Source organism: Stenotrophomonas sp. LARHCG68 (genome assembly GCF_052871705.1).
In genome coordinates this window covers 720,568-745,196 of sequence record NZ_JBIXJV010000001.1, presented here as the reverse complement: position 1 = coordinate 745,196, position 24,629 = coordinate 720,568, and the positions used below count along the sequence as shown (strand labels likewise).

21 protein-coding genes are annotated in these 24,629 nt (G+C 63.7%); 8 read left to right on the top strand and 13 right to left on the bottom strand.

Features of this window, described 5'->3' with window-relative positions; genetic code table 11:
* Window positions 1–10: 10 nt before the first annotated feature.
* From ACIPR8_RS03215 to rluD, 4 genes are read right to left on the bottom strand one after another with little or no spacing between them, the layout of a single operon-like run.
* Window positions 11–415, bottom strand: coding sequence for a thiol-disulfide oxidoreductase DCC family protein (locus tag ACIPR8_RS03215; protein ID WP_446540134.1), 405 nt, complete (start codon window positions 413–415; stop codon window positions 11–13).
* Entirely contained in the window at window positions 412–951 is a 540-nt protein-coding gene (locus ACIPR8_RS03210; protein WP_446540133.1) for a DUF4166 domain-containing protein, read from the bottom strand. The genes ACIPR8_RS03215 and ACIPR8_RS03210 overlap by 4 nt, the downstream gene beginning before the upstream one ends.
* On the bottom strand, window positions 948–1,727 hold the full coding sequence (gene pgeF, locus ACIPR8_RS03205) for a peptidoglycan editing factor PgeF (protein WP_313251889.1): 780 nt from the start codon (window positions 1,725–1,727) through the stop codon (window positions 948–950). Before pgeF ends, ACIPR8_RS03210 begins: the two co-directional genes overlap by 4 nt.
* Window positions 1,727–2,716 (bottom strand): 23S rRNA pseudouridine(1911/1915/1917) synthase RluD, encoded by a 990-nt coding sequence (gene rluD / locus ACIPR8_RS03200; RefSeq protein ID WP_446540132.1) that lies wholly within the window; start codon window positions 2,714–2,716, stop codon window positions 1,727–1,729. The genes pgeF and rluD overlap by 1 nt, the downstream gene beginning before the upstream one ends.
* A gap of 115 nt (window positions 2,717–2,831) precedes the next feature.
* Between rluD and ACIPR8_RS03195 the strand changes: the two genes are divergently transcribed.
* Window positions 2,832–3,716, top strand: a complete 885-nt coding sequence (locus tag ACIPR8_RS03195; RefSeq protein ID WP_132865370.1) for an outer membrane protein assembly factor BamD — start codon at window positions 2,832–2,834, stop codon at window positions 3,714–3,716.
* A gap of 333 nt (window positions 3,717–4,049) precedes the next feature.
* Here ACIPR8_RS03195 and ACIPR8_RS03190 read toward each other — a convergent pair whose 3' ends face one another.
* The 5 genes from ACIPR8_RS03190 to sucC form a co-directional block, all read right to left on the bottom strand.
* A complete protein-coding gene (locus ACIPR8_RS03190; protein WP_192287453.1) occupies window positions 4,050–6,659 on the bottom strand; it encodes a TonB-dependent receptor in 2,610 nt (869 codons plus the stop codon).
* A 518-nt stretch (window positions 6,660–7,177) separates the two neighbouring features.
* Complete coding sequence (locus ACIPR8_RS03185; RefSeq protein ID WP_446540131.1) at window positions 7,178–8,815, bottom strand: NAD+ synthase; 1,638 nt, start codon at window positions 8,813–8,815, stop codon at window positions 7,178–7,180.
* Window position 8,816: 1 nt separating this feature from the next.
* Entirely contained in the window at window positions 8,817–9,197 is a 381-nt protein-coding gene (locus ACIPR8_RS03180) for an endonuclease domain-containing protein (protein WP_446540130.1), read from the bottom strand.
* 409 nt (window positions 9,198–9,606) lie between these two features.
* The gene (gene sucD, locus ACIPR8_RS03175; protein ID WP_132865374.1) at window positions 9,607–10,482 is read right to left on the bottom strand and encodes a succinate--CoA ligase subunit alpha; all 876 of its coding nucleotides are present in this window, start codon (window positions 10,480–10,482) and stop codon (window positions 9,607–9,609) included.
* 21 nt (window positions 10,483–10,503) lie between these two features.
* Window positions 10,504–11,673 (bottom strand): ADP-forming succinate--CoA ligase subunit beta, encoded by a 1,170-nt coding sequence (gene sucC / locus ACIPR8_RS03170; protein WP_132865375.1) that lies wholly within the window; start codon window positions 11,671–11,673, stop codon window positions 10,504–10,506.
* A gap of 261 nt (window positions 11,674–11,934) precedes the next feature.
* Between sucC and ACIPR8_RS03165 the strand changes: the two genes are divergently transcribed.
* Complete coding sequence (locus tag ACIPR8_RS03165) at window positions 11,935–13,557, top strand: sensor histidine kinase (protein WP_323439217.1); 1,623 nt, start codon at window positions 11,935–11,937, stop codon at window positions 13,555–13,557.
* A gap of 63 nt (window positions 13,558–13,620) precedes the next feature.
* On the top strand, window positions 13,621–15,018 hold the full coding sequence (locus tag ACIPR8_RS03160) for a sigma-54-dependent transcriptional regulator (RefSeq protein ID WP_323439216.1): 1,398 nt from the start codon (window positions 13,621–13,623) through the stop codon (window positions 15,016–15,018).
* A gap of 97 nt (window positions 15,019–15,115) precedes the next feature.
* Here the strand turns inward: ACIPR8_RS03160 and pilB are convergent, their stop codons facing one another.
* Window positions 15,116–16,849 (bottom strand): type IV-A pilus assembly ATPase PilB, encoded by a 1,734-nt coding sequence (gene pilB, locus ACIPR8_RS03155; protein ID WP_446540129.1) that lies wholly within the window; start codon window positions 16,847–16,849, stop codon window positions 15,116–15,118.
* Window positions 16,850–17,016: 167 nt separating this feature from the next.
* Between pilB and ACIPR8_RS03150 the strand changes: the two genes are divergently transcribed.
* From ACIPR8_RS03150 to ACIPR8_RS03130, 5 genes are read left to right on the top strand one after another with little or no spacing between them, the layout of a single operon-like run.
* Window positions 17,017–17,874, top strand: coding sequence for a glycosyltransferase family 2 protein (locus ACIPR8_RS03150; RefSeq protein WP_446540128.1), 858 nt, complete (start codon window positions 17,017–17,019; stop codon window positions 17,872–17,874).
* Window positions 17,875–17,900: 26 nt separating this feature from the next.
* Window positions 17,901–18,716: a class I SAM-dependent methyltransferase gene (locus ACIPR8_RS03145; protein ID WP_446540127.1), complete on the top strand. Its 816-nt coding sequence runs from the start codon at window positions 17,901–17,903 to the stop codon at window positions 18,714–18,716.
* A gap of 35 nt (window positions 18,717–18,751) precedes the next feature.
* Window positions 18,752–19,657 (top strand): lysylphosphatidylglycerol synthase domain-containing protein, encoded by a 906-nt coding sequence (locus ACIPR8_RS03140; protein WP_446540126.1) that lies wholly within the window; start codon window positions 18,752–18,754, stop codon window positions 19,655–19,657.
* Window positions 19,654–20,490, top strand: coding sequence for a class I SAM-dependent methyltransferase (locus tag ACIPR8_RS03135; protein WP_446540125.1), 837 nt, complete (start codon window positions 19,654–19,656; stop codon window positions 20,488–20,490). Before ACIPR8_RS03140 ends, ACIPR8_RS03135 begins: the two co-directional genes overlap by 4 nt.
* The gene (locus tag ACIPR8_RS03130) at window positions 20,471–21,631 is read left to right on the top strand and encodes a glycosyltransferase (RefSeq protein ID WP_446540124.1); all 1,161 of its coding nucleotides are present in this window, start codon (window positions 20,471–20,473) and stop codon (window positions 21,629–21,631) included. Before ACIPR8_RS03135 ends, ACIPR8_RS03130 begins: the two co-directional genes overlap by 20 nt.
* Window positions 21,632–21,635: 4 nt before the next feature.
* On the opposite strand, the gene ACIPR8_RS03125 is transcribed toward ACIPR8_RS03130, so the two are convergent.
* From ACIPR8_RS03125 to ACIPR8_RS03115, 3 genes are all read right to left on the bottom strand, one after another.
* A complete protein-coding gene (locus ACIPR8_RS03125; RefSeq protein WP_446540123.1) occupies window positions 21,636–23,378 on the bottom strand; it encodes a hypothetical protein in 1,743 nt (580 codons plus the stop codon).
* Window positions 23,379–23,544: 166 nt separating this feature from the next.
* The gene (locus ACIPR8_RS03120; RefSeq protein WP_446540122.1) at window positions 23,545–23,949 is read right to left on the bottom strand and encodes a pilin; all 405 of its coding nucleotides are present in this window, start codon (window positions 23,947–23,949) and stop codon (window positions 23,545–23,547) included.
* Between the two features lie 75 nt (window positions 23,950–24,024).
* Window positions 24,025–24,444: a pilin gene (locus tag ACIPR8_RS03115; RefSeq protein ID WP_446540121.1), complete on the bottom strand. Its 420-nt coding sequence runs from the start codon at window positions 24,442–24,444 to the stop codon at window positions 24,025–24,027.
* Window positions 24,445–24,629: the final 185 nt, after the last annotated feature.

Genomic DNA, 24,629 nt, shown 5'->3' with positions numbered 1-24,629 from the left:
ATCCCCGGCGTCAATCCAGGAACCGTGCCCGCTGCTGCGGCGTCGGCAGGTAACAGCTGTCATGCCGCCCGAACCAGCGGTAGCGGTTGCGCGCCAACCACCGGTAGGCACGGTCCCGCAAGGATCCGGGCAGCCAGCGCGCGATCCCCGCGAGCTTCCACACGCCGCCAAGGCCGCTGACCACGCGCACGATCGCATCGGTATCCGTGTAGGCCACGCCGTCCTCCACCAGCAGGAACGACAGCGGGTCATCCGGGTCCAGCCCGTGCGCCAGCAACAGCGCACGGCCCTGCACCCCCTGCATCGCCGCGAAGCGGTAACGCCCCCGGCGGTCGAAGCGCAGCAGGAAGCGCACCCAGCGGCTGCACAGCGCGCACACCCCGTCGAACACGATCACCGGCGCCTCGCCGCTCATGCCGCCCCGTCCTCCGGCAGCAACCAGCCTTCGTAGCGGATCAACCGCCCGATCAGCGGCATCGAGACATCCACCAGGAACTCATAACGCCCGTGTCGCTCGCGTTCACGGCAGTACACCTGGCCGAACCAGCGGGTGGGCAGGGGCAACAGGCCAAACGCCCAGGCGCGCTCGGCCCGCCACAGGATCTGGCCCTCCTCCTCGCGCAGGCCGAAGCGGAACCGCACCGCCCCCAGCTGCTCGAACAGCCCACCACCCTGTTGCCATAGGCGCGATTCCATCCGGGCGGGCCCGAACCGCCGGTTCCAGCGTTCCCCGGCCGCATCCACCACGAACTCCACGCTGACCGGCACGCTGGCACTGGGCGGAAGGCGCGCCAGCCAGGCGCAGGGCGCCACCAGCCAATGGGTGCCGCGCAGCACCTCGCCTTGCCCGCTCCAGCATTGCCGGCCGCGCACCGAATGCAGCGCGCGTACCTGCGGGGGCAGCTGTCCGAACCCCGGGCCAAGCACCTGCTCGAACAGCGGCCTGCTCATGGGTCCATCCACACCAGGGTGGCGATGCGGCCGCTGCGGCGGTCGCGCCGGTGCGAGAACCAGCGTTGCGGGTCGGCGATGGTGCACTGGTCACCGCCATGGATATCGGCCGGGTCCATGCCCGCGGCCTGCAGCCGCTGGCGTGCCAGTGCGTACAGGTCCACCCGCCAATGCCCGGGACGGGTCGGCGTGAACGCCGCTTCGGCCGCGGCCGAATGGGCGAGGAAGGCCTCGCGCACATCCGCCCCGATCTCGTAATGGGCCGGCCCGGCGGCCGGCCCCAACCAGGCGATGACCGCGCTGGCCGGGGTCCGCATCGCCGCCAGGGTGTTCTCCAGCATGCCGTCGGCCAACCCGCGCCACCCCGCATGCGCAGCGGCCACTTCGCCCCCGGCCCGCGCCGCAAACACCACCGGCAGGCAGTCGGCGGTCAGGATCGCCAGCACCACGCCGGGGACCGAGGTCACCGCCGCATCGGCCACCGGTTCGGCATCAATGCCCTGTGCCTGCGGCGGCGCCTGGAAACGCAGCACGCCGGTGCCGTGCACCTGCCGCAGCCAGTGCGGCGCCGAGGGCAGACCCGCCAGTTGCTGCAACTGGTCACGGTTGCACTGCACCTGGGCCGGGTCGTCGCCCTCGGCGGCGCTGCGGTTGCCCAGGTTGAAGTGGTCGAACGGCGGCTGCGAGCCCCCCGCGCCGTGGCGCCGGGTGGTGAAGGCATGCACCCCGGCCGGGGCCGGCCAGTCGGCGGCCAGGGCAGGCAGCGCGTCGTTCATCACCAGCGGTCTCGCTCGCGTTCGGCGAAGGCCTTGGAGTCCTCGCGCAGCGCCTTCATCAGCGCCAGCAGGTCCGCCGGCACCGGGGCGGTGTTGCTGATCGTCTCGCCGGTGATCGGGTGCTGGAACTCCAGCGTTTCGGCGTGCAGGGCCTGGCGCTTGAACCCGCGCAGCTGGGCGACCAGTTCGTCGCTGGCGCCCTTGGGCAGCTTCAGCGACCCGCCGTACAGCGGGTCACCGACGATGGCGTGCTTGATGTGCGCCATGTGCACGCGGATCTGGTGGGTGCGGCCGGTCTCCAGGCGGCACTCCAGCGCGGTATGGCCGCGGAAGCGCTCGCGCAGGCGGTAATGGGTGACCGCGTCCTTGCCGTCCTCGCGCACGCCCATGCGCAGGCGGTCGCGCGGGTGGCGGTCGATCGCCGCGTCCACGGTGCCGCCGGCGACCAGCGCCCCGACCACCACGGCCAGGTACTGGCGGTGGACCTCGCGGGCGGACAGCTGTTCCACCAGCGCGGTCTGCGCCTGCACGGTACGGGCCACCATCATGATGCCGCTGGTGTCCTTGTCCAGGCGGTGGACCACGCCGGCACGCGGCACCTTGGCGATCTCCGGGTCACGGAACAGCAGCGCGTTGACCAGGGTGCCGGTCGGGTTGCCGGCGCCCGGGTGGACCACCAGCCCGGCCGGCTTGTCGATCACGTAGACATGCTCGTCCTCGTACAGGATCGACAGCGGGATGTCCTCCGGCTGCGCGTTGACCTCGGTGTCGAGCACCGCATTCAGGGAAACCGACTCCCCGCCCCGGACCGGGTCGCGGGGCCGGGCCGGCTCCCCGTCCATCAGCACCGCACCGGTCTTGATCCACTCGGTCAGGCGGGAACGGGAGAATTCGGGGAAAAGCTCGGCCACGACGGCGTCGAAGCGGCGGCCGGCGGCGGTATCGGGCACCAGCGCCTGGCGCTGGGTCGGGGAGGTGTTCTCGGACATGTCAAAGGCCAACTGAAAGACGAAATCGGGGGTCCTGACAGCAACAGTCATTCGCAGGACAGGCCACTAGGCTATCATCGACACCTCGTATTCCTGCCGCGTCCCGCCCTGACCCATGATCCGACGCTCTTTGCTGTCCGCGCCCGTCCGCCTCACCGCCCTGCTGCTGGTCCTGGTTTTCGTCGCCACCGGCTGCCACCGCGGCGACAAGAAAAAGGACGCCGATGAAGGCGCGCCTGTCGAGCAGCTCTACGAAAAGAGCCACAAGCTGATGGAAGGCGGCAACTGGTCCGGCGCCGAAACCAGCTTCAAGCGCCTGATCGCCCAGTACCCGTACGGCCCGTACACCGAGCAGGCGATGATCGAAAGCGCCTATGCCCAGTACAAGGCCGGCAAGAACGATGACGCCGTGTCGAGCATCGACCGCTTCATCCGCACCTACCCGACCCACCGCAACATCGCCTACCTGTACTACCTGCGCGGCCTGGCCAACGGCAACCGCGACACGGTGTTCCTGCGCCGCGTGTGGTCGCTGGACCCGAGCCGCCGTGACCTGTCCACCCCGCGCCAGGCCTACGCCGACTTCACCATCGTCACCGAGCGCTACCCGAACAGCCGCTACGCGGCCGATGCGCGCCAGCGCATGATCGAGCTGCGCGACGTGTTCGCCCAGCACGAGCTGGACAATGCCCTGTACTACGCCCGCCGCGGCGCCTGGGTCTCGGCCGCCGGCCGCGCCAACTACCTGCTGGAAACCTACCCGCAGAGCGCCTTCCAGTACGACGCCGTGGCGGTGCTGGGCGAGTCTTACACCCACATCGGCAACAAGACCCTGGCCGACGACGCCCGCCGCGTGCTGGAGCTGAACCAGCCCGACCACCCGTGGCTGACCGGCGACTGGCCGAAGTACCCGTGGATGATCCGCAAGCTCAACCCGTTCGCCGGCGAGAAGTCGGTGGCCACCGGCCAGAGCAATGCGACGATGAGCCGCCGAAAGTAAGCAGCCAGCGCATGCGAATACGAAAAGGGGCCTTCGGGCCCCTTTCCCGTTGGGGGCCAACGACGCCCCTGCCCTGCCGAGACCCGGATGACGCGATGCCCGGGATGTACGCAACCTGGGCAGATTCCATGCCGCAAGCCGTAGCAGCCCCGGCGATTCCCCCATCTCCCCAGCGCGCAGGCGGGGAGGCAATCCCAGCCCGTCCCGCAACACCCCCTGCTCCAGCACTGGCGAACACGGCTTCGGCCACGCACCGCCCTGGATGTTCCGGTCGACAAAAAAGGCGGCCCCGTCACCGGGACCGCCCACATTGCACCCTCAGTCGCGCCGACCTCAGAAGTTCTGCGTGTAACGCACGTACAGCTGGCGGCCGTAGCCGTTGTACAGATAGTTGTTGAAGTTGGTCGGCGAGTACGCCACGTCGTACACCGGCGCCTTGTTGGTCAGGTTGCGGGCACCCAGCGAGATCGTTGCATTCCACGGGGCCTGGTAGTTGAGCTGCAGGTCATGGGTGATGTAAGCGCCGCTGCAGCGCTTCACGTAGCCCTCGCTCTTCAGCTCCGAGCAGCTGTAGTCACCTTCGTAGTAGTCGACGTAGTAGCCCGGCTCATAGCCGATCATGTTCATGGTCCACGCCACGCTCCAGTCGCCGCGCTCCCAGCGGGTGTTGAGGTTGGCACGCCACTCCGGGTAACCGCTGGTGCCGACGTACTCGTCCGAGCCGTAACGGCTGTCGACCTTGTAGCTGTGGGTCCAGGAACCCTGCAGGGTCGAGGTCAGCCTGCCCCAGTCGTCCAGGTCGAACTGGGTGCGGATGTTCAGGTCGATGCCGTCGGTCTTGACCAACCCTTCATTGCCATAGCCGGCATACACCGCCTGGATCGAACCGTCGCTGTTGCGCACGACCGACAGGTTGTCCGGCAGGTACTGGCCAAGGGCGGTGCGGTTGATCACCGTCTGCGCGGAGTACCACTTGATCTGGTTCTTGATCTCGGTGTTCCAGTAGTCCAGCGTGATGTTGGCCCACGAGAACGGGTCGTACACCACGCCGAAGCTGAATTGCTTGGAGGTCTCGGCCTTCAGGTCCGGATTGGCCACGTGGTAGCCATTGATCTGGATCGAACTGGACGCGGCCAGGCCGTAGGCCAGTGCCGTGGCCTCGTCGGTCACCGAGTCGGCCGAGAACGCATCCTGCTGGTTCAGCGCCTGCAGCGTCGGCGCGCGGAAGCCCTTGCCATACGAGGTGCGGAAGGTCAGGTTGTGCAGCGGCTGGAAGCGCAGCGACAGCTTCGGCGAGGTGGAATCACCGAAGTCGGAGTAGTGGTCGTAACGAACGGCCAGGTCTGCCGAGAAGTTGTCGAAGATCGGCAGGCTCCACTCGGCGAAGCCCGAGGTCAGGTTGCGCTCGCCCCATGCCGAATTGCCGGACGAACCGCCCACGTTGCCGGCCGCCGACTGCTGGTCATAGATGTCCGCATAGTCATGCTTGCTGTACTCACCGCCCACCGCCAGCGAGGAAACGCCACCCGGCAGCGTGAACAGGTCGGTGGTCAACTGCGCGTTGAACTCCTTCTGCTTGTAGAAGGTGTTGCGGCCGATCGTGGTGCTGATGGCATCGAGCACCTCCTGGGAGTTGGCGTACGGGTCGAAGGCGTTGTATTGGCCGCTTTCGAAGTACTGCTCGGCCACCGGGATGTTGACGTAGTTGTAGCCGGTCACGGTCGCACGCGCCTCATTGCTGCGCACGCCGAAGTCGACGCTGGTGCTGTCGGTCAGCTGGCCATGCAGGCTCAGGTTGACGTCGTAGCTGTTCTCGTCGGTGTAGGTATAGCGTTTGTCCAAGGCGGCAAAGCGGTGCTTGATGTAGGCATCCTGCCCGGTGGTGTTGTTCGGGCTGTCGGCGCTGACGAAGATGCTTTCGGGCACGGGCGCGTAGACGCTGGTGCTGTTCTTGCGGTTCACGTAGATGTCGGCGTTGATGGTCCAGGCATCGCTGAGCGCGTACTCCGAGCGCAGGAACAGGTTCTTGTTCTTGATGCTGGCGGTGTCGGCCATGTCGCCGACATAGTTGTACAGGCAGCTGGTACGGCCGGTGCTGCTGGTGCTCTCGTAGAAGTTGGTGCCCGAGCAGCCACCCGGCACCACGCTGCTGCCGTTGGTGTAGAGGTTCGAGCCGGCAACCCGGTTGCCATTGGCATCGGTCAGCACGTTGAGGTAGTTGTTCGAGTACGACGAACCGGCGACCGTGTCCGACCACGGGTAGTCGGATACATAGCTGATCTTCTGGTCGGTGTAGGAAATGCCGCCCATCACCGAGCCACGCTCACCCGCCGCGCCGAACAGCACCGAGGCCTCGGATGCATCGCCACCGTACTTGTTGTCGGTCGCGCCGGCGCTGACCTGGAAGCCTTCATAGTTCTTGCGGGTGATGACATTGACCACGCCGCCGATCGCGTCGGCACCGTAGATGGCCGAGGCGCCATCGGTCAGGATCTCGATGCGCTCCACTGCCGCCGCCGGGATCGAGCTCAAGTCCTGGCCCTCACCGGTCAGCGGCGACACCGCGGCACGCCGGCCATCGATCAGGATCAGCGTGCGGCCTTCGCCCAAGCCGCGCAGGCTCAGGCCGGCGAACGACTGGGCGGAGCTGCCGGAACTGGGCACGAAGGAGCCGAAGGAGTTGAAGCTGGAGTTCTGCAGGATGTCGGCCACCGTTGCCCTGCCGCTCACCTCGATGTCCTGGCGGCCGATCACGGTTACCGGCAATGCACCTTCCACATCTGCACGCTTGATGCGCGAGCCGGTGATCTCGATGCGATCCAGGGTGGTCGCATTCGTACTACTGCTGGCTGCCTCCTGCGCCGCGACCGTACCGCTGAGGGACAAGCCAATGGCGACAACCAGCGCACCACGGCGAAGACCGGAGTTTGTCTTGATATTCATTATTTACGTGTTCCAGATGAAGAAGGACACGTCCTGATCGCTCAGAACCGTTTTGATCGGCCCGTGCATGACAGCGTCATTGCACCGGCCTGACGGAAAATTAACGATCCGATATCGCTGCTGTTTTTCAATTGATGGCAGTGCCGTGCCAGCTTCGTGTCATGCAGTGCGCCGACCGGCCATCACCCGACACGGCCCGTCGTCCCGCGTCATCACTGACACGCTTCGCCATGCCTCCCCGGCAGGCCACGCGCACCTTCAGATGACGCAAAAAAAATTCGCCACCGCGCGGGGCGGTGGCAAAGGAGAGAGATGACTTGATGTTTTCTTGTGGGCCTAGGGTGCCAATCCAGGATGCCAACGGTTTGACGCGAGATCGCACCGACCGGCACGCCCCACGGCGGGCGACATCCAACGCCCACGAAGTCGACACACATCGACACGCATCGGCATTTCCGTCTCCACGGAAACAGCAAAGGGGCCTTTCGGCCCCTTTGCTGTTCGCGCAACACCTTGCCTCAGCCGCGATAGCCGTTGGTGATCGGGTAGCGCCGCTCACGGCCAAAGGCACGTCGCGACACCTTCGGCCCCGGCGCGGCCTGGTGCCGCTTCCATTCGCTGATGCGCACCAGCCTGAGCACCCGCTCCACCACCTCGGGCGCATACCCGGCGGCGATGATGTCCTGGCGCGACTGTTCCTGGTCGATGTAGCGGTACAGGATGCCGTCCAGCACGTCATAGGCCGGCAACGAATCCTGGTCGGTCTGGTTCTCGCGCAGTTCGGCCGAGGGCGCGCGGGCGATGACCGCCGGGGGGATCACCGGCGCACCGCCGACGGTGTTGCGCCACTTGGACAGGCCGTAGACCTCGGTCTTGTACAGGTCCTTCAGCGGCGCGTAGCCGCCGCACATGTCGCCGTAGATGGTGGCGTAGCCCACCGCGTACTCGCTCTTGTTGCCGGTGGTCAGCAGCAGGCCCCCAAACTTGTTGGACAGCGCCATCAGGATCACGCCACGGCTGCGCGACTGCAGGTTCTCCTCGGTGACATCGGCTGCCTGCCCTTCGAACATCGCCGACAGCGACTGCATCAACCCCTGGAATGCCGGCTCGATCGGCACCGTCTCCAGCTTCACGCCCAGCGCACGGCACTGCTCCACCGCCAGGTCATTGGACAGCTCGGCCGTGTAGCGCGACGGCAGGCTGACCGCGGTGACGTTGTCCGCGCCCAGCGCGTCCACCGCCATCGCCAGCACCAGCGCCGAGTCGATGCCGCCGGACAGGCCCAGCCACACCTTGCCGAAGCCATTCTTGCGGCAGTAGTCCTGGATGCCACGCGTCACCGCCCGCCACGCCAGCGCATCCATGCTTTCATCGCCGTCGTCGATCCAGCGCAACGGCATGAAGCTGCGCGCCTGGACGTTGTACTCGACCACCAGCATTTCCTCGGCGAACGCTACCGCCGCCGGGTGCACCGTGCCATCACCGTCGGCGACCACCGAAGCACCGTCGAACACCACCGCGTCCTGGCCACCAATGGTGTTGAGGTAGGCGATGCCCACGCCCGATGCCGCGCAGCGCTCGGCCAGCAGCGCATCGCGCTGGGCATGCTTGCCGCGCTCGTACGGCGAGGCATTGGGCACCAGCACCAGCTGGGCACCGGCGGCCACCGTGCCGGCCAGCGGCTCGGGGAACCACAGGTCCTCGCAGATCACCAGGCCGACCTGCACGCCGTTGACCTGCACCACGCAGTTGCCGCCATCCGGATCGACATCGAAGTAGCGGCGCTCATCGAACACCGCGTAGTTGGGCAGCTCACGCTTGCGGTAGGTGGTCTCCACGGCACCATCGCGCAGCACGCTGGCCGCGTTGTAGACCACTGCGCCGGCGCTCTGCGGCCAACCGACCACCGCCACGATGCCGGTCGCCTCGGTGGCGATGCGGGCGATGGCCTGCTCGCAGTCATCCAGGAAGCCGGGGCGCAGCAGCAGGTCTTCCGGCGGATAGCCGCTGACCGCCAACTCGGGGAACAGCACCACGTCCGCGCCGTATTCGTCACGCGCCTCGTGCATCAGCTCGATGATGCGGCCGGTATTGCCGGCCACGTCGCCGACCGGGAAGTCGAACTGGGCCAGGGCGATGCGTAGCGATTGGGACATATCAACAACCTTCTGCTTGGCCCCGCACCCTGCGGGGGCTTGGTTCGATCGACAACGCCTGCAGGATGCTCTCGCAGACCGCGGCGGTGTTGCTCAGGGCTTCATTATTCCAGAACCGCAGCACGCGGTAGCCGTGCCCCCTCAGGAAGGCTTCACGTGCCGGATCGCTGGGATCACCGGCATGCTGTCCGCCATCCAGTTCAATGACCAGCCGCCGCGCCAGGCAGGCGAAGTCGACCACGTAGGGGCCGATGGGATGCTGGCGACGGAACTTGAAGCCGGCCAGGCGATCGGCACGCAGGTGGTACCAGAGTCGTTGCTCGGCGTCGGTCATCCGTTGCCGCAAGGCCCTGGCGCAGCCGGTCTTGGCGCCTTTTCGCATGTCCTTCGCTCCTTCCATCGGAAGGAGGAAGGTCCCGCGCGGGGACGGCGGGGAAAATCAGGCATATGGAGGGATAAGGCTCGGAAAGCTGCCCTCACCCCTACCCCTCTCCCGCAGGCGGGAGAGGGGAAAGCAACCGCAGGAGCGCACGGCCTTGGCTCCGGCCTTGGCTCCGGCCTTGGCTCCGGCCTTGGCTCCGGCCTTGGCTCCGGCCTTGGCTCTGGCTCTGGCTCTGGCTTCGGCTCTGGCTTCGGCTCTGGCTTCGGCATCGGCTTCGGCCTTCGCCTTGGCTCTCCCCTCTCCCGCCCGCGGGAGAGGGGTAGGGGTGAGGGCAGCTCTTCACGCTCGGCACAAAAGAGAAGGCCGCCCCACGGGGCGGCCTTCTCGACACATCACCGGCGGTCAGCGCTTACTTGACCAGCTTGGCGATGGCAGCGCCCAGGTCGCCCGGCGAACGCACGGTGACGACGCCAGCCGCTTCCATCGCGGCGAACTTGCCTTCCGCAGTGCCCTTGCCGCCCGAGGCGATCGCACCGGCATGGCCCATGCGCTTGCCGGCCGGCGCCGAGGCGCCGGCGATGAAGCCGACGACCGGCTTCTTCACGTGGGCCTTGATGTATTCCGCACCGGCTTCTTCGGCGTCGCCGCCGATTTCGCCAACCATGATGATGCCTTCGGTCTGCGGGTCTTCGTTGAACAGCTTCAGGCAGTCGACGAAGTTCAGGCCGTTGATCGGGTCACCACCGATGCCGATGCAGGTGGACTGGCCCAGGCCGACTTCGGTGGTCTGCTTGACCGCTTCATAGGTCAGGGTGCCCGAACGCGACACGATGCCGATCTTGCCCGGCTTGTGGATGTGGCCCGGCATGATGCCGATCTTGCACTCACCCGGGGTGATGACGCCCGGGCAGTTCGGCCCGATCAGCACGGTATCCGGGTGCGAGCCCTTCAGCACGTTGTCCACGCGCAGCATGTCCAGCACCGGGATGCCCTCGGTGATGCAGACGATGACCTTGATGCCGGCAGCAGCGGCTTCCAGGATGGCGTCGGCAGCGAACGGCGGCGGGACGTAGATGACCGACGCGTCAGCGCCGGTGGCCTGCACGGCATCGGCCACGGTGTTGAACACCGGCAGGTCGATGTGGGTGGTGCCGCCCTTGCCCGGGGTGACGCCGCCGACGACCTGGGTGCCGTACTCGATCATCTGGGTGGCGTGGAAGGTGCCCTGCTGGCCGGTGAAGCCCTGCACGATCACCTTGGTGTTCTTGTTAATCAAAACAGACATGGGAATTCCTTGGTGTCGGGATCAGGCGGCGTTCTTGACAGCTTCAACGACCTTCTTGGCGCCGTCGTTGATGTTGTCAGCCGGGATGATGGCCATGCCGCTGTCACGCAGCAGCTGCTTGCCTTCTTCCACGTTGGTGCCTTCCAGGCGCACCACGACCGGAACCTTGACGCCCACTTCCTTGACCGCGGCGATGATGCCCTCGGCGATCATGTCGCAGCGGACGATGCCACCGAAGATGTTGACGAAGATGCCTTCGACCTTGTCCGAGGACAGGATCAGCTTGAACGCCTCGATCACGCGCTGCTTGTTGGCGCCGCCGCCCACGTCCAGGAAGTTCGCCGGCTCGCCGCCGTTGAGCTTGATGACGTCCATGGTGGCCATGGCCAGGCCGGCGCCGTTCACCATGCAGCCGATGTTGCCGTCCATGGTGACGTAGTTGATGTCCAGCTCCGAAGCGGTCACTTCGGTTTCGTCTTCCTGGGACTTGTCGCGCATGGCGACCAGCTCCTTGTGACGGAAGGCGGCGTTGTCGTCGCTGTTGAACTTGCCGTCCAGCGCGTACAGGTTGCCGTCGTCCAGGATGGCCAGCGGGTTGATCTCAACCAGCGCCAGGTCCTTTTCGTTGAAGATGCGGTACAGGTTCACCATGATGCTGGCGAACTGGCCGGCCTGCTTGGCGGTCAGGCCCATCTTGAAGCCGATGTCACGGCCGTGGTAACCCTGCACGCCCTCGACGAAGTCCACGTTCAGGGTGTGGATCTTGTCCGGGGTTTCGGCGGCAACCTGCTCGATCTCCATGCCGCCTTCCGAGGAAGCAATGAAGCTGATGGTGCGGGTGCCACGATCGACCAGCACCGACAGGTACAGTTCCTTGACGATCTCACCGGCGGTGGTCACCAGCACCAGGTTGATCGGCAGCTCGACGCCGGCGGTCTGGTAGGTGGCCATCTTGGTGCCGAGCATCTTGGCTGCAGCGGCCTTCACGTCTTCGACGGTCTTGCAGAACTTGACGCCGCCGGCCTTGCCGCGGCCGCCTGCGTGGATCTGCGCCTTGACCATCCAGGGGCCCTGGCCCAGCGACTGGGCGACGGCAACCGCCTCGTCCGGGGTAGCCGCGACTTTGCCGGCCGGAACCGGGATACCGTATTCGGCAAGCAGCTGTTTTGACTGGTACTCGTGGAAATTCATGCGTCACCGTGGGAATAGGAACGACCGCACGCATCTCCTCGGGCCCCACGGAGGGGCGCCAGCATGGACCGCGGCGGGCCCACTATTGTGGCCGAGCCAGCGCCGGGGCGCAAAGAAGTCTGTACAAATCGCCAAGACCGGCACGCTTTCCCATGCATTTTCAGCCACTTGCCGCAACTGTCCGGCGCCTGTGAAAACACCCGGAACCGGCCCGCCGGCACCTATACTTGCCCGAGCCCGTCTGCAGATAGGAGTTCCGGCTTGGCCCCCAGCCCTTCGCTGATCGACCGCATCGAGTCGATCCCGCGCCGCGAACTGTACTTCTTCGCCCTGTACCGCCTGCTGGTCGCCTCGCTGCTGTGCGCCCTGGTGTTCAGCCCGCTGAGCATGATGGTCGGGGAGGCCCACCATGTCGGGCTGGCGCAGTGGGTGTCGGCGATTTACCTGCTGGTATCGGCCGGGCTGCTGTTCTGGGGCCGCAACGAGCGCTGGCTGCAGACCATCGTGTTCTGGAGCGTGCTGGCCGACATCGTCGCGGCGGTGCTGCTCAGCCATGCGCTGCCCGGCTCCAGCGCCGGCATCTCGATGTCGCTGCTGTTCAACATCGCCGCCGCCGGCCTGCTGCTGCCGCTGTCACGCGCGATGCTGGTGGCACTGCTGGCCAGCGGCGCCAGCGTGCTGGAGTTCGGCTGGACCTACCTGGAAGGCGTCGACAACAGCCGTACCCTGGCCGAACTGGCCATGTTCGTGACCAGCTACCTGTCGCTGGCCTTCATCTGCTACCAGATCGGCAACCGCACCCGGCGCACCCAGCAACTGGCCGACCAGCGCGGCGCGGAGGTAGCCAACCTGTTCGAGGTCAACGAGCTGATCATCCGGCGCATGCGCACCGGCGTGCTGGTGGTCGACATCGATGGTCGCATTACTCTGGCCAACGAGGCGGCCACCGCCCTGCTTGGCGACCTGGAAGGCACCCTGGCCACCGAGCGCGTCACCCTGGCCAGCGCCTCGCCGGAACTGGCCCGGCGCCTGCAGCGCTGGCGCGGCGGTTGGCAGGAAGAAGAGGTGGCCCTGCAACTGGCACCGGAACAGGCCGAAGTCCTGCCCCGCTTCGCCCGGCTGCTGGCCGACAGCGACATGACCCTGGTGTTCCTGGACGACACCTCGGTCGTCTCCAAGCGTGCCGAATCGCTCACCCTGTCCACGCTGGGCCGGTTCTCCGCCAGCCTGGCCCACGAGATCCGCAACCCGTTGGCGGCCATCAACTACGCCACCCAGCTGCTGGAGGAATCCAACGACCTGGGCGATGCCGACCGCCGCCTGCTGCAGATCATCCACCAGCAGTGCCAGCGCACCAACGGCATCGTGGAAAGCGTGCTGGCCCTGGCCCGGCGCGAACGGGCCAACCCGGAGAACCTGGACCTGGTCACCTTTGTCCGGCGCTTCGTGCTGGAGTACCGGCAGAGCCTGTCGCTGGAAACCGACAGCCTGGAGGCGGTGATCCGCGAGCCCAGCGTGCCGGCGCTGATGGACTCGCGCCACCTGCACCAGGTACTGACCGCGCTGGTCCACAATGCGCTCAAGTATGGTCGCATGGCCGAGGAGCCCGCCCGCGTCCGCATCCGCGTGGCCTCCGGCGAGCGACACGCGGTGATCGACGTCATGGACCGCGGCCCCGGGATTCCCGACGCCATCGCCGCCCAGCTGTTCCGCCCCTTCTATACGACCTCCGAGCACGGCACCGGCCTGGGCCTGTACATCGCGCGCGAGCTGTGCCGGGCCAACCAGGCCCAGCTGGACTATGTCTCCGTCCCCGCGGGCGGGGCCTGCTTCCGCCTGACCCTGTCCGTCCCCAAGGCCGCATTCAATCGCGACCTGGGTTGAAAAAGCGCAAACCGTGCGTCGAATGTTTGGCGCAGGCCCCTCGCCTCGGCTATCGTTTCGCCCATGAATGCGACACATAGCGCCCTGATCGTCGATGACGAACGCGACATCCGCGAACTGCTGGTTCTGACCCTGGGCCGGATGGGCCTGCGCATCAGTACCGCGGCCAACCTGGCCGAAGCGCGGGAGCTGCTGGCCAGCAATCCGTTCGACCTGTGCCTGACCGACATGCGCCTGCCCGACGGCAACGGCATCGAGCTGGTCGCCGAGATCACCCGTGATTACCCGCGCACCCCGGTCGCCATGATCACCGCCTTCGGCAGCATGGACCTGGCGGTGGAAGCACTGAAGGCCGGCGCCTTCGACTTCGTCAGCAAGCCGGTGGACATCAACGTGCTGCGCGGGCTGGTCCGCCATGCGATCGAACTGAACAATGCCGCCCGGCCGAGCACGCCGCCGCCGCCGGAGAACGCCACGCGCCTGCTCGGTGGCTCCACTGCCATGGACGAGCTGCGCGCCACCATCGCCAAGGTCGCGCGCAGCCAGGCGCCGGTCTACATCCTCGGTGAATCCGGCGTCGGCAAGGAGCTGGTGGCCCGCACCATCCACGACCAGGGCGCGCGCGCAGCCGGCCCGTTCATCCCCGTCAACTGTGGCGCCATCCCCGGCGAGCTGATGGAGAGCGAGTTCTTCGGCCATCGCAAGGGCAGCTTCACCGGCGCCCATGCCGACAAGCCCGGCCTGTTCCAGGCGGCCAATGGCGGCACCCTGTTCCTGGACGAAGTGGCCGAACTACCGCTGCAGATGCAGGTCAAGCTGCTGCGCGCCATCCAGGAGAAGTCGGTCCGCCCGGTGGGTGCCTCCACCGAAGTTCCGGTGGACGTGCGCATCCTGTCGGCCACCCACAAGGACCTCGGGGCGCTGGTGCAGGATGGCCGCTTCCGCCATGACCTGTACTACCGCATCAACGTGATCGAGCTGCGGGTACCACCGCTGCGCGAGCGGCGCGGTGACCTGCCGCAGCTGGCCGGTGCGATCCTCGACCGGCTGGCCCGTTCCCAGAACCAGAAGCCACCGGTGCTGTCGCCCTCGGCGCTGGATGCCCTGGCCGGCTACTCCTTCCCCGGCAACGTACGCGAGCTGGAAAACATCCTCGAGCGCGCCCTGGCCCTGGCCGACGGCGACACCATCGACGCCAGCGACCTGCGCCTGCCCGCGCCCAAGCCGGCCAGCGTGCTGCAGCCCGAAGGCCCTGGCGCGGGCGCCGCGGTCACGGAAGAGGCGGTCATCGACATCGATCCCTCCGGTGCCGCCCTGCCCTCCTACATCGAGCAGATGGAGCGCGCGGCGATCCAGAAGGCACTGGAAGAGAACCGCTGGAACAAGACCAGGACCGCCGCCCAGCTCGGCATCACCTTCCGTGCCCTGCGTTACAAGCTGAAGAAGCTGGGCATGGAGTAAGCACGCTCCGTGCCGGGCAGCGCCCGGCACCACCGACAGCAGAACGCCGGGCAGTGCCCGGCGTTCTGCTGTACGACAGGCAGCAAGCAGCCGCCGATCAATCCTTGGTGACGCGGTTGATCTCGGCCAGGCTGGTCACGCCCTGCGCGGCCTTGAGCAAGGCCGACTGGCGCAGGTCGTTGACCCCGATCTTCTGTGCAGCGTCGGCGATGTCCATGGCGTTGCCACCCTGCAGCACGATCGCGGCGATCTCGTCGGTCATCGGCATCACCTGGTAGATGCCGGTACGGCCCTTGTAACCTTCCGTGCACTCATCGCAGCCCACCGGCTCGAACAGCTGGATGCCCTCGTCCAACTGCTTCTGGGTGAAGCCTTCGGCCAACAGCGCGTTCTCCGGCAGGTGCGCCGGACGCTTGCAGTTGGAGCACAACCGGCGGGCCAGGCGCTGTGCGATGACCAGCGTCACCGACGAGGTGATGTTGTACGGCGCGATGCCCATGTTCATCAGGCGCGCGATGGTCTGCGGGGCATCGTTGGTATGCAGCGTGGACAGCACCATGTGGCCGGTCTGCGCGGCCTTGATGGCAATCTCCGCGGTTTCAAGGTCACGGATTTCGCCGACCATGATGATGTCCGGGTCCTGTCGCAGGAACGAGCGCAGCGCCGCGGCGAAGGTCATGCCGCGCTTGTTGTTCTGCTGCACCTGGTTCACGCCCGGCAGGCGGATTTCCACCGGATCCTCGGCGGTGGAGATGTTGCGGGTATCGTCATTGAGGATGCCCAGCGCGGTGTACAACGACACCGTCTTGCCCGAGCCGGTCGGGCCGGTGACCAGCACCATGCCATACGGCTTGTGGATGGCCTCCATGAACAACTGTTGCTGGACCGGCTCGTAGCCCAGTTTGTCGATGCCCAGCTTGGCGGCGCTGCCGTCCAGGATACGCAGCACGATCTTTTCGCCGAACAGGGTCGGCAGCGTGCTGACACGGAAGTCGATCTGCTTGGTCTTGGACAGGTTGAGCTTGATACGGCCGTCCTGCGGCACCCGCTTTTCGGCGATGTCCAGCTGCGACATCACCTTCAGGCGTGCCGCGATGCGCTGGTTCAACTTCACCGGCGCCTTGGCCACGGTCTTGAGCAGGCCATCGATGCGGAAGCGCACGCGGTAATCGTCTTCATAGGGCTCGAAGTGGATGTCCGAGGCACCCTTGCGGATCGCATCCACCAGCACCTTGTTGACGAACTTGACCACAGGCGTGTCGTCACCCTTGGCGTCGATGCCCGAATCACCGCCCCCCCCCAGATCCTCCTCGCCGCCGGCAACCTCCAGGTCACCCATGCCCTCCTCATCGCCACTGCCCAGGCTGTCCCCCAAGGCGTCATTGCTGGCCAGCCACAGGTCCAGCGTCCGGCGGATCTGGTCCTCATCGACAAGGATGGGCTCCACCACCAGATTGGTGTGGAACTTGATCTCGTCCAGCGGCTGGGTCGGGTTGCTGGTACCCACGAACAACTTGCCGCCGCGCCTGAACAGCGGCAGCACCTGGTGTTTGCGCAGCAACTCCTCGCTGACCAGCTTCATCGCGTTCTGGCTGGCGTCGAAGATCGACACGTCCATGAGCGGCATGCCGAACTCCATGGCGTTGGCCGCCGCCATGTTCGCCGCACTGACCAGCTTCTTCTCCGAGAGCCATTGACTCAGCGGCACCTTGGCATCGGCCGCCTGGGCCATGGCCGTTCGGGCAACCGCCTCCTCCAACGCCCCGTCCTGGACCAGGCGCCGGGCAATGCCCGTGATTCCGACGAGATTGGCAGTGATTGCAGCGTTCATGATCTTCCCCTGGGCCGGACCCCAACCTAGGCAATTGTACGCATGCCAGCCCCCCAGGCTAGCGCCCGCGTCGGGCACATCCCGCTCGCCCTCCGGCGTTGCCGACCTCCCCCCTTCCTCACCAACCCGGCTACTATTGCCGCGGGGAGAACTACCGGTAAACGCACGTGTCAGAACTGAGCATCATCCTGCCCGCCAAGAACGAGGCCGAGGGGCTGCGGCGCACCCTGCCCGCGCTGCAGGCAGCGTATCCAACGGCAGAGATCATCGTGGTCAACGATGGTTCCACCGACGAGACCGCGATCATCGGCACCCAACTCGGTGCAAAAGTGCTGACCAGCCCCTACTCGATGGGCAACGGTGCCGCGATCAAGCGCGGCGCGCGCGCCGCCACCGGGGGGATCCTGGTGTTCATGGATGCCGACGGCCAACACAGCGCCGAACACATCGCGCGACTGTTGGCCAAGCTGGACGAAGGCTATGACATGGTCGTGGGCGCCCGCGACAGCGACGGCCAGGCCAACTTCCACCGCGGTCTGGCCAACGCGTTCTACAACACGCTGGCCAGCCATATGACTGGCCATCGGATCGATGACCTGACCTCCGGCTTCCGCGCGGTCCGCGCCGAACGCTTCCGCGAGTTCCTGCACCTGCTACCCAATGGCTTCAGCTACCCGACCACCAGCACGATGGCCTTTTTTCGTAGCGCCTACCCGGTGGCCTACGTGCCGATCCCGGTCGCCAAGCGGGTCGGCAATGGCAGTCATATCCGCCCACTCAAGGACGGCATACGTTTTCTGCTGATCATTTTCAAGATCGCGACGCTGTACTCGCCGATGAAGTTGTTTGCACCGATCGCCGTTGGCTTCTTCGCTATCGGGCTTGGCTATTACGGCTACACGTTTGCCACCACGCATCGCCTGACCAATATGAGCACGTTGCTGTTCAGCGCTGCTGTCATCATTTTCCTGATCGGGCTGATTTCAGAGCAGATCACCAATCTGACATACAGACGCGATTCCTGACCAAACCGCGATCTACCATCGAATCCATGCAAAGTAGCAAAGCACCTGCTGCCACAAGGTATTCCGAGCGAACGGGGATCGTCGCACCAGCCGATGGCTGGAGTCCTCCGATACGCTACCTCCTTCGACGCGCGCGCATCCTCCAACTGATACGCGACATACCCCCCGGCAGCCTTCTGGAAATCGGCTGTGGTTCTGGCGCCCTCCTGTGCGACCTGAGCCGACAAGGCCACTCTGCCCAAGGCTTGGAGACATCTTTCCAAGCCCGTCATATGGCAATACGTCTTGCCGAACTCTGCAAGACCACTTACTCAATCTCGCCAGAACCGCTACGCGAGTGGGCTGGTCATTTCAACACCATCTGTGCTTTTGATGTACTGGAACACATCGAGGATGATGCTCGAGCCCTACAGGAATGGTCCCGATGGCTCGCACCAAGTGGAAAGTTGATCTTGTCTGTCCCTGCGCATCGCTCCCGCTTTGGCGCGGGAGATGTATGGGCTGGGCATTGGCGCCGATATGACCGCAAAGACCTGAAGGAACTCCTCAGTTCGAACGGCTATGCCATTGAGCATTTCGAATGCTATGGCTTTCCACTGGCAAACATGACGGAGTTGGTCGGCAATCTCGTCTACAGCAAGAAGCTGAAGCAAAGGGATACGCAATCCAAAGCGCAGGCTTCCGCGGCCAGCGGCGTGGACAGAAGCGACTACGTCCAGCTCAGTGATTGGATCACTTCTTTGCCTGGCCAGTTCATGATCGCCACCGGTTCAGCCATGCAAACCATTTCGAGGAACCTCGACTGGGGAAGTGGGTACCTGGTCATGGCGAGGCGCGCGTGAAAGCTCATCTAAAAGCGGTGGGCTTGATAGTGGCCATGGCGCTGTTCGGCTACTTCGTCTGGTTTTGCTGGCACAACCTCGATCTCAGCACACTCGCCTCGGCCCTCGAAAACCCCAGAACGCTGCTTGCACTTGCTGCCGCCGTTTTCTGCTATATGGCCATATATCCCGTGACAGGGCTGGCTTGGCGGCGGCTTCTGCTTGCCCAAGGCGTAGAACAGCCAACCCATCGACTGACATTGCTGCTCGGCATCGCGCAGTTGGCCAAATACGTCCCAGGCAATGTCATGCAGCATGCCTATCGCGCAACACTGGCACTGAAGCATGGCGTCCCGCTACGACCCTATACCCTGAGCGTTCTCCACGAGACGATACTCGCCGCTGCGGCTAGCATCCTGGTCGGAGCGACCCTATTCCTCCCCGAAATACGGCAAGGCAGGTTAACCGGCTACGGCTGGCTGTTGACCATTGCCTGCGCCGGCAGTTGTGCCGCAATCGCCATATTCTGCTTCAAACCCAATTTTCTCGACAGCAATGCAGCGCCATCAACAAGGCTTCAACGTCTACTGAAAACAACCGGGAGCCTCCCTGGCCCCACCATCACGCTCATGACATTGACCGCCTACTGCTTCAACTATCTGAGCATAGGGCTGGGACTGTGGCTGCTTGCTCGAACACTGGGCTTGTCCGACGCCATTGACTATCGCCAGGCAACCTCTGCCTTTGCCCTGTCATGGATCCTCGGATTTCTGGCACCGGGAACGCCGGCCGGCATGGGAGCACGGGAAGGAATCATGGTAATGCTACTGGGAAGTGACGGCGACAGCGGTCAGCTGGCCCTTTTTGTCCTGCTGAGTCGGGCCACAACCATTGCGGGCGACCTGGCAACCTTTCTTTTTTCCAGCATCATCTACAGCCTTGAAAGCAGCAAAAACCCATGATGAAAATTGAACTCGAACCCAGTGGCGAGCGCGTCATGGAAAACATGTACAAGCGCTCGCTCGGCGCCTACACCATTTATATGATGCATATTGCAAGCTACCGCTTCGTCGAAAAGATATGCACAGGAAGAAGAGTCCTGGATTACGGCTGCGGCTCAGGCTATGGATCGAAGCTCATCTCCAAAATTGCAGATGAAGTGGTAGGTGTAGACGTATCACCCGAAGCAATTCAATACGCGGGCGATAATTATCGCAACGATAATCTATCCTTCCACCAGATCGATCCTGGCTCACAACTTCCGTTTCCTGACGGGCATTTCGATGTCATCCTTTCCTTTCAGGTAATCGAACATGTGAGTGACGACGACAGCTACCTGCGCGAAGCCCGACGCCTATTAGGGCAAGGTGGAATCCTCGTCACCATCACCCCGGACAGGCAACATCGGCTTTTAGCCGGACAGAAGCCATGGAACCGATGGCATCTGCGCGAGTACAGTCAGGAGATGCTTGTCACATTGATATCCCGACATTTTGCTATCCGTCGCAACTTGAAGATGGGTGCAGAGTGGAACGTCGCGGCGACTGAGATGGTCAGGTACAGGAAGACAAAATGGCTCTGCTTGCCGGTCACGCTCCCGTTCATCCCTGAAAGCGTCCGCAGGTTCTCACTTGATCTAATTCACAGGATCACGGGCATGCTGAAATCCCCCTCAAGCGCCCTCCACAAGGAGTACGGCTTTGACGAATCGGCATTCATTATTTCCGACAAGCCCCCGAATCCAATGAATCTCATCATCGTCGCCCAGGCCGAAGATGCCAGCCAAGCACTGTAAGAGACAGCTATTTGTTGCAGGTGCCGGTCTGCGTGGCACCGGGTATCCCAATGCCTGGAATACGATCGAATTGATCCGCCAACAGAACCTCGCCGAGGTCATCGATTACAGCCAGTGGCTCCCAGAGGGCACCCAGCTTTGGAAGATCACGGAGAAAGGAACCACCAGGGCTGGACTGTTCCTTGCGGGACTCCTTTTCCGAAATGCATTTTCACTATTAAGACTCGTGTTTCGCTCGCCCGCTCGCTCCCTCACGTATGTACCCTACCCTGGAATCATCTTTCTCTGGCTCTCATCATGGATTCCCGAAAGGTGGAGGCCACTGTGCATATGCGACGCCTACATCACGCTTTGGGATACGATCTATCAGGATCGGAACCTTGGGCACAAGGAGAGCAAATTATCGCGCGCACTGCTCTGCATTGAAGCACGAGCCCTGCGTACGGCACACCGCATAGTCACCGACACCTGCTCGAATGCCGCCCACATTGCCGATCTTTTCAAGGCACCTCGTACACGACTGTTTGCATTCCCTCTGGCGATTCCTGCGCCATTCACCCATTCTTCCAAACCGTCCAACCCATCTGATACGAAGCACCTGAAAGTCCTTTTCATTGGCACTTTCGTCCCACTGCAGGGCACCACAGTCATTGCCGAAGCCATACATGCCCTACGCAACAAAACGCATATTGGGTTCACAATCATCGGCAATGGCCAGGATGCAGAAGCGACCAGCAAATGGCTTGAGAAATGCCCCTCGGCCACATGGATACGCGACTGGCAGCCAGAGGAAGTGCTAGAACATCACATGGCCACCGCCGATATCTGCCTTGGAATTTTCGGTGGCGACGGCAAGGCTTCGCGCGTACTTCCTTTCAAACTGTATATGGCATTGGCCGGCGGAAAGGCCATCATCACCCAGGACACCTATGGAACGCCCTGCGGCACCCCCGCCATACCTGCACTGACATGCACGCCGACTCCAGAAGGGCTTGCAGAGGCGATCGTGAATCTATCCGAGGACGAGCCACTCCGCCGTGAGCTGCAATCAAAAGCCCGCGCATATTATGAAGCGCATCTATCCAGCCCCCGTCTTGCAGAACACTGGCAGACACTTCTGACCCGTTCTTCAGCGCCCTGATCGATCAGGGCGCAATGTTCTCGGCTTTCGCTCTTGCCAACACGAAATCCGCCTGCACGACATGCCCGTCCTTACGCAAGCCTTCCGCCATTCGCGTCACGTATCCCGGGTGCCCCTTGGACTGTTCCACGGCAATGGCCAGCAATCGCATTTCCAGGTCAGGATCATGCCGATAGTCGCGCGCATGTGCTGCGACCTGCACATAGCTGTAGGGAGGCATCACCACCTTGTCGAACATCAGCAAGAATGCGTCCCCCAAGGCCGCATCATCCAACGCCACACCCTTCAAACGATTATTCAATAGCCCGAACAGCGCCCCCGTTGTTTCCGGAGTAATCGGTCGATTGCGCAGACGCTCATGCAAGCGGGACCACCACTGCGGGTTCACCGGCAGGCCACGGCCGGCATGCATGAGAATCAGTGACTGCTCTGCCAGGATACTGGCATTGGGCAATTGGGATTCACGCTCGAACTCGCGAACCGCGAAACTGAAAAATGGCGAATCCGCCGAGCCATCTGCCATTTCGTAGTAGCGCACTCCAAGCTCGTGCGCCGCGCGAGGCGACTGCGGATTGATGGCTGCCAATTCGGTGGACAACAGCAATCCTTCCCCCCATACCGCCGAGCGCACAGCCCCCAGGAAACCGACCCCGGCAACCACAGCCACAATGGCGGCCACCTTGATGGCAGGCCCATCCTTTACAGGCAAGCGACGAACCAGGTCTGCAAGAGCCAGCAGAACACCCAGCAGGGCGAAGTAGTTGCGGTGTTCGAACACCAACTCAAGCGCAATGACATTGCTGGTGATCAGGTGGGCCGCAAAAAACCACAGCACGCCCAACGCGAACAACGGCGCCCGACGCCGCAGCAGGAACGCCAACAGCAACAAGCCCAGCAGCAACAGTCCGCCCCAGAGCGTCGACAACGGCGACAGCAACGCCTGGGACGCCTGCATATCGTCGTAATAGAACGTCATCGTGCCCGGCAGTGGCAGCACCATCTGCCCCAGGTACAACGGCAGCACCCGCAACTGGGTCAACACCCGCTCCAGTGCGCCGAAGTCGCGAATCGCATAGGCCTCTGCGGCGGCATAGTGCGGCACGACCACACATGCAAACAGGATTGCCGCCACGGCAACGCCGGCCCCATACCCCCAGCGCCAGAATCGACGCTGGCCCAGCGTCGCGCCCCCAAACTGCAGCAGAGTCAGCTCAAGCGCCAGCGTATAGGCAGGCAACAGCAAGGCCGTCTCCTTGCTGCCCAGCGCGAGCAGCAGCAGTGGAACGCAAGCCAGCAACCAAGGCCAGCCACACCGCCCTTCGATCTGCATCGCCCGCCCCCGCAGATAAGCCAGCAAGGCCATCAGCACGAAGGTCAACGACAGCATCTCCATCCGCTGCACGACGTATAGGACAGTGGACACCTGCAGCGGATGCGTAGCCCATAGCAGGGCAATTACCCACGCAGAGGGACGCAGCCACGAACGGACGCCCGCAAGTTTCAGCAAGCGCGCGCACAACAGGTACACCAGCATCGCATTGACGAGATGCACCAATAGGCTACCGAACTTCCACCCCCAAGGACTCAGTCCGCCCAGCATATGGTTCAAGCCAAAGCTCGCCATTGCCAGTTGCCGACCGGTGCCGCCGGGGTCAAAACTTGTGGCGGCACGCCAAAGGGCGGACCAATCCCCTGCGGCAACATGGATACGCGTGTTGTCCACCAACGCAGGAAAGTCGTCAAACAAAAATGGACCCGACAAACCAGGCCAGTACACCAAGCCAGCAAGAAACACCAGCAGCAGGTATGCCGCCCGACGCCCTCCGAGTCCTGCACCCTCCAAAGGCCAAGCCCGCATCATCGAAAGGCCCCCCTCCACTACTTACAGCGTTGCTCTATCCATGCCAACAAGATCACTGACATCCAGAAGGCCAGAGACCTGAAGGAATAGATGCATCGACCTTGCATACCCATTCACCGGACGCGCTACGCGCCAACTCAATACTTTTCCCCGCGATCTGAGGATTCCCTTTCAGCGTGCAGCGGATAAATCCAGAGTCACCCGGCGCCATAGTCATCGCACAACGTGCCGTACTGGCATTCAGACCGATGTCAGCCAAGGAGAAGGTATCCACGCTTTCCACCAGGACAAATGCCTCGAAGCCTGTTTGCCCCGATCGAATTTCCGCCAGTCCGGCTGTAAGTTGAGACTTGGCAACATAGTTCTGATATGCGGGCAGCGCGATCGCAGCCAAGATGGCGATGATCGCAACGACGATCATCAACTCAATTAAAGTAAAACCGTGTTGTTTTTTCATTCCACCTTCCCCAACAGGCGGTACAAAAAGAAAGGGGCGTTTCCGCCCCTTTCATTCAAATTCCTACAACGCAAATTACGGGGCAGCGCAACCAGCCGGCAGGTACTTTGCATCGACACCCGAAGTGCAGTCCCAAGCGCCGGAAGCCGTGCGGGTCAGAACAACATCCTGACCAGCAACCTTCGGATTGCCCTTCAGCGCGCACGTGATGGACTGACCCTGCTCGTCTTCCCAAGCACCACCCGGGGTGATAGTGCAACGCGCCGTGCTGGCGGCAAGACCCAGATCATCATTCGTGGCATCACCGGTCTTGGTACCCGACTGGATGCCCTCTTCAAACGCGGTGATACCACCGCGGATGTCGGCCAGGCCCGCAGTGACCTGCGACTTGGCGACGTAGTTCTGGTAAGCCGGCAGCGCGATGGCGGCCAGGATGGCGATGATCGCGACAACAATCATCAGTTCGATCAGCGTGAAACCCTGCTGCTTCTTCATGGATACATCCCCTAGAGGTTTGTGATTGTGTTGAACAAGAGTGAACGCCGCACAGGCGACCCCACCCCCTGCGGGGTAATACAAAGCAGGTTGCGTGCCAACTCCACGGCACTCCCCAACTCCCCGCCGGCAATGATGGCATTTGATTCCAGGAATGGAAGCCCCTCCCTGCCACATCTGCCAAT

Excerpts from the sequence above, each read along its gene's own strand:
- ACIPR8_RS03215 (WP_446540134.1), bottom strand. The coding sequence starts at position 415 with ATGAGCGGCGAGGCGCCGGTGATCGTGTTCGACGGGGTGTGCGCGCTG.
- ACIPR8_RS03210 (WP_446540133.1), bottom strand. The coding sequence starts at position 951 with ATGAGCAGGCCGCTGTTCGAGCAGGTGCTTGGCCCGGGGTTCGGACAG.
- pgeF (WP_313251889.1), bottom strand. The coding sequence starts at position 1,727 with ATGAACGACGCGCTGCCTGCCCTGGCCGCCGACTGGCCGGCCCCGGCC.
- rluD (WP_446540132.1), bottom strand. The coding sequence starts at position 2,716 with ATGTCCGAGAACACCTCCCCGACCCAGCGCCAGGCGCTGGTGCCCGAT.
- ACIPR8_RS03195 (WP_132865370.1), top strand. The coding sequence starts at position 2,832 with ATGATCCGACGCTCTTTGCTGTCCGCGCCCGTCCGCCTCACCGCCCTG.
- ACIPR8_RS03190 (WP_192287453.1), bottom strand. The coding sequence starts at position 6,659 with ATGAATATCAAGACAAACTCCGGTCTTCGCCGTGGTGCGCTGGTTGTC.
- ACIPR8_RS03185 (WP_446540131.1), bottom strand. The coding sequence starts at position 8,815 with ATGTCCCAATCGCTACGCATCGCCCTGGCCCAGTTCGACTTCCCGGTC.
- ACIPR8_RS03180 (WP_446540130.1), bottom strand. The coding sequence starts at position 9,197 with ATGCGAAAAGGCGCCAAGACCGGCTGCGCCAGGGCCTTGCGGCAACGG.
- sucD (WP_132865374.1), bottom strand. The coding sequence starts at position 10,482 with ATGTCTGTTTTGATTAACAAGAACACCAAGGTGATCGTGCAGGGCTTC.
- sucC (WP_132865375.1), bottom strand. The coding sequence starts at position 11,673 with ATGAATTTCCACGAGTACCAGTCAAAACAGCTGCTTGCCGAATACGGT.
- ACIPR8_RS03160 (WP_323439216.1), top strand. The coding sequence starts at position 13,621 with ATGAATGCGACACATAGCGCCCTGATCGTCGATGACGAACGCGACATC.
- pilB (WP_446540129.1), bottom strand. The coding sequence starts at position 16,849 with ATGAACGCTGCAATCACTGCCAATCTCGTCGGAATCACGGGCATTGCC.
- ACIPR8_RS03145 (WP_446540127.1), top strand. The coding sequence starts at position 17,901 with ATGCAAAGTAGCAAAGCACCTGCTGCCACAAGGTATTCCGAGCGAACG.
- ACIPR8_RS03140 (WP_446540126.1), top strand. The coding sequence starts at position 18,752 with ATGGCGCTGTTCGGCTACTTCGTCTGGTTTTGCTGGCACAACCTCGAT.
- ACIPR8_RS03135 (WP_446540125.1), top strand. The coding sequence starts at position 19,654 with ATGATGAAAATTGAACTCGAACCCAGTGGCGAGCGCGTCATGGAAAAC.
- ACIPR8_RS03130 (WP_446540124.1), top strand. The coding sequence starts at position 20,471 with ATGCCAGCCAAGCACTGTAAGAGACAGCTATTTGTTGCAGGTGCCGGT.
- ACIPR8_RS03120 (WP_446540122.1), bottom strand. The coding sequence starts at position 23,949 with ATGAAAAAACAACACGGTTTTACTTTAATTGAGTTGATGATCGTCGTT.
- ACIPR8_RS03115 (WP_446540121.1), bottom strand. The coding sequence starts at position 24,444 with ATGAAGAAGCAGCAGGGTTTCACGCTGATCGAACTGATGATTGTTGTC.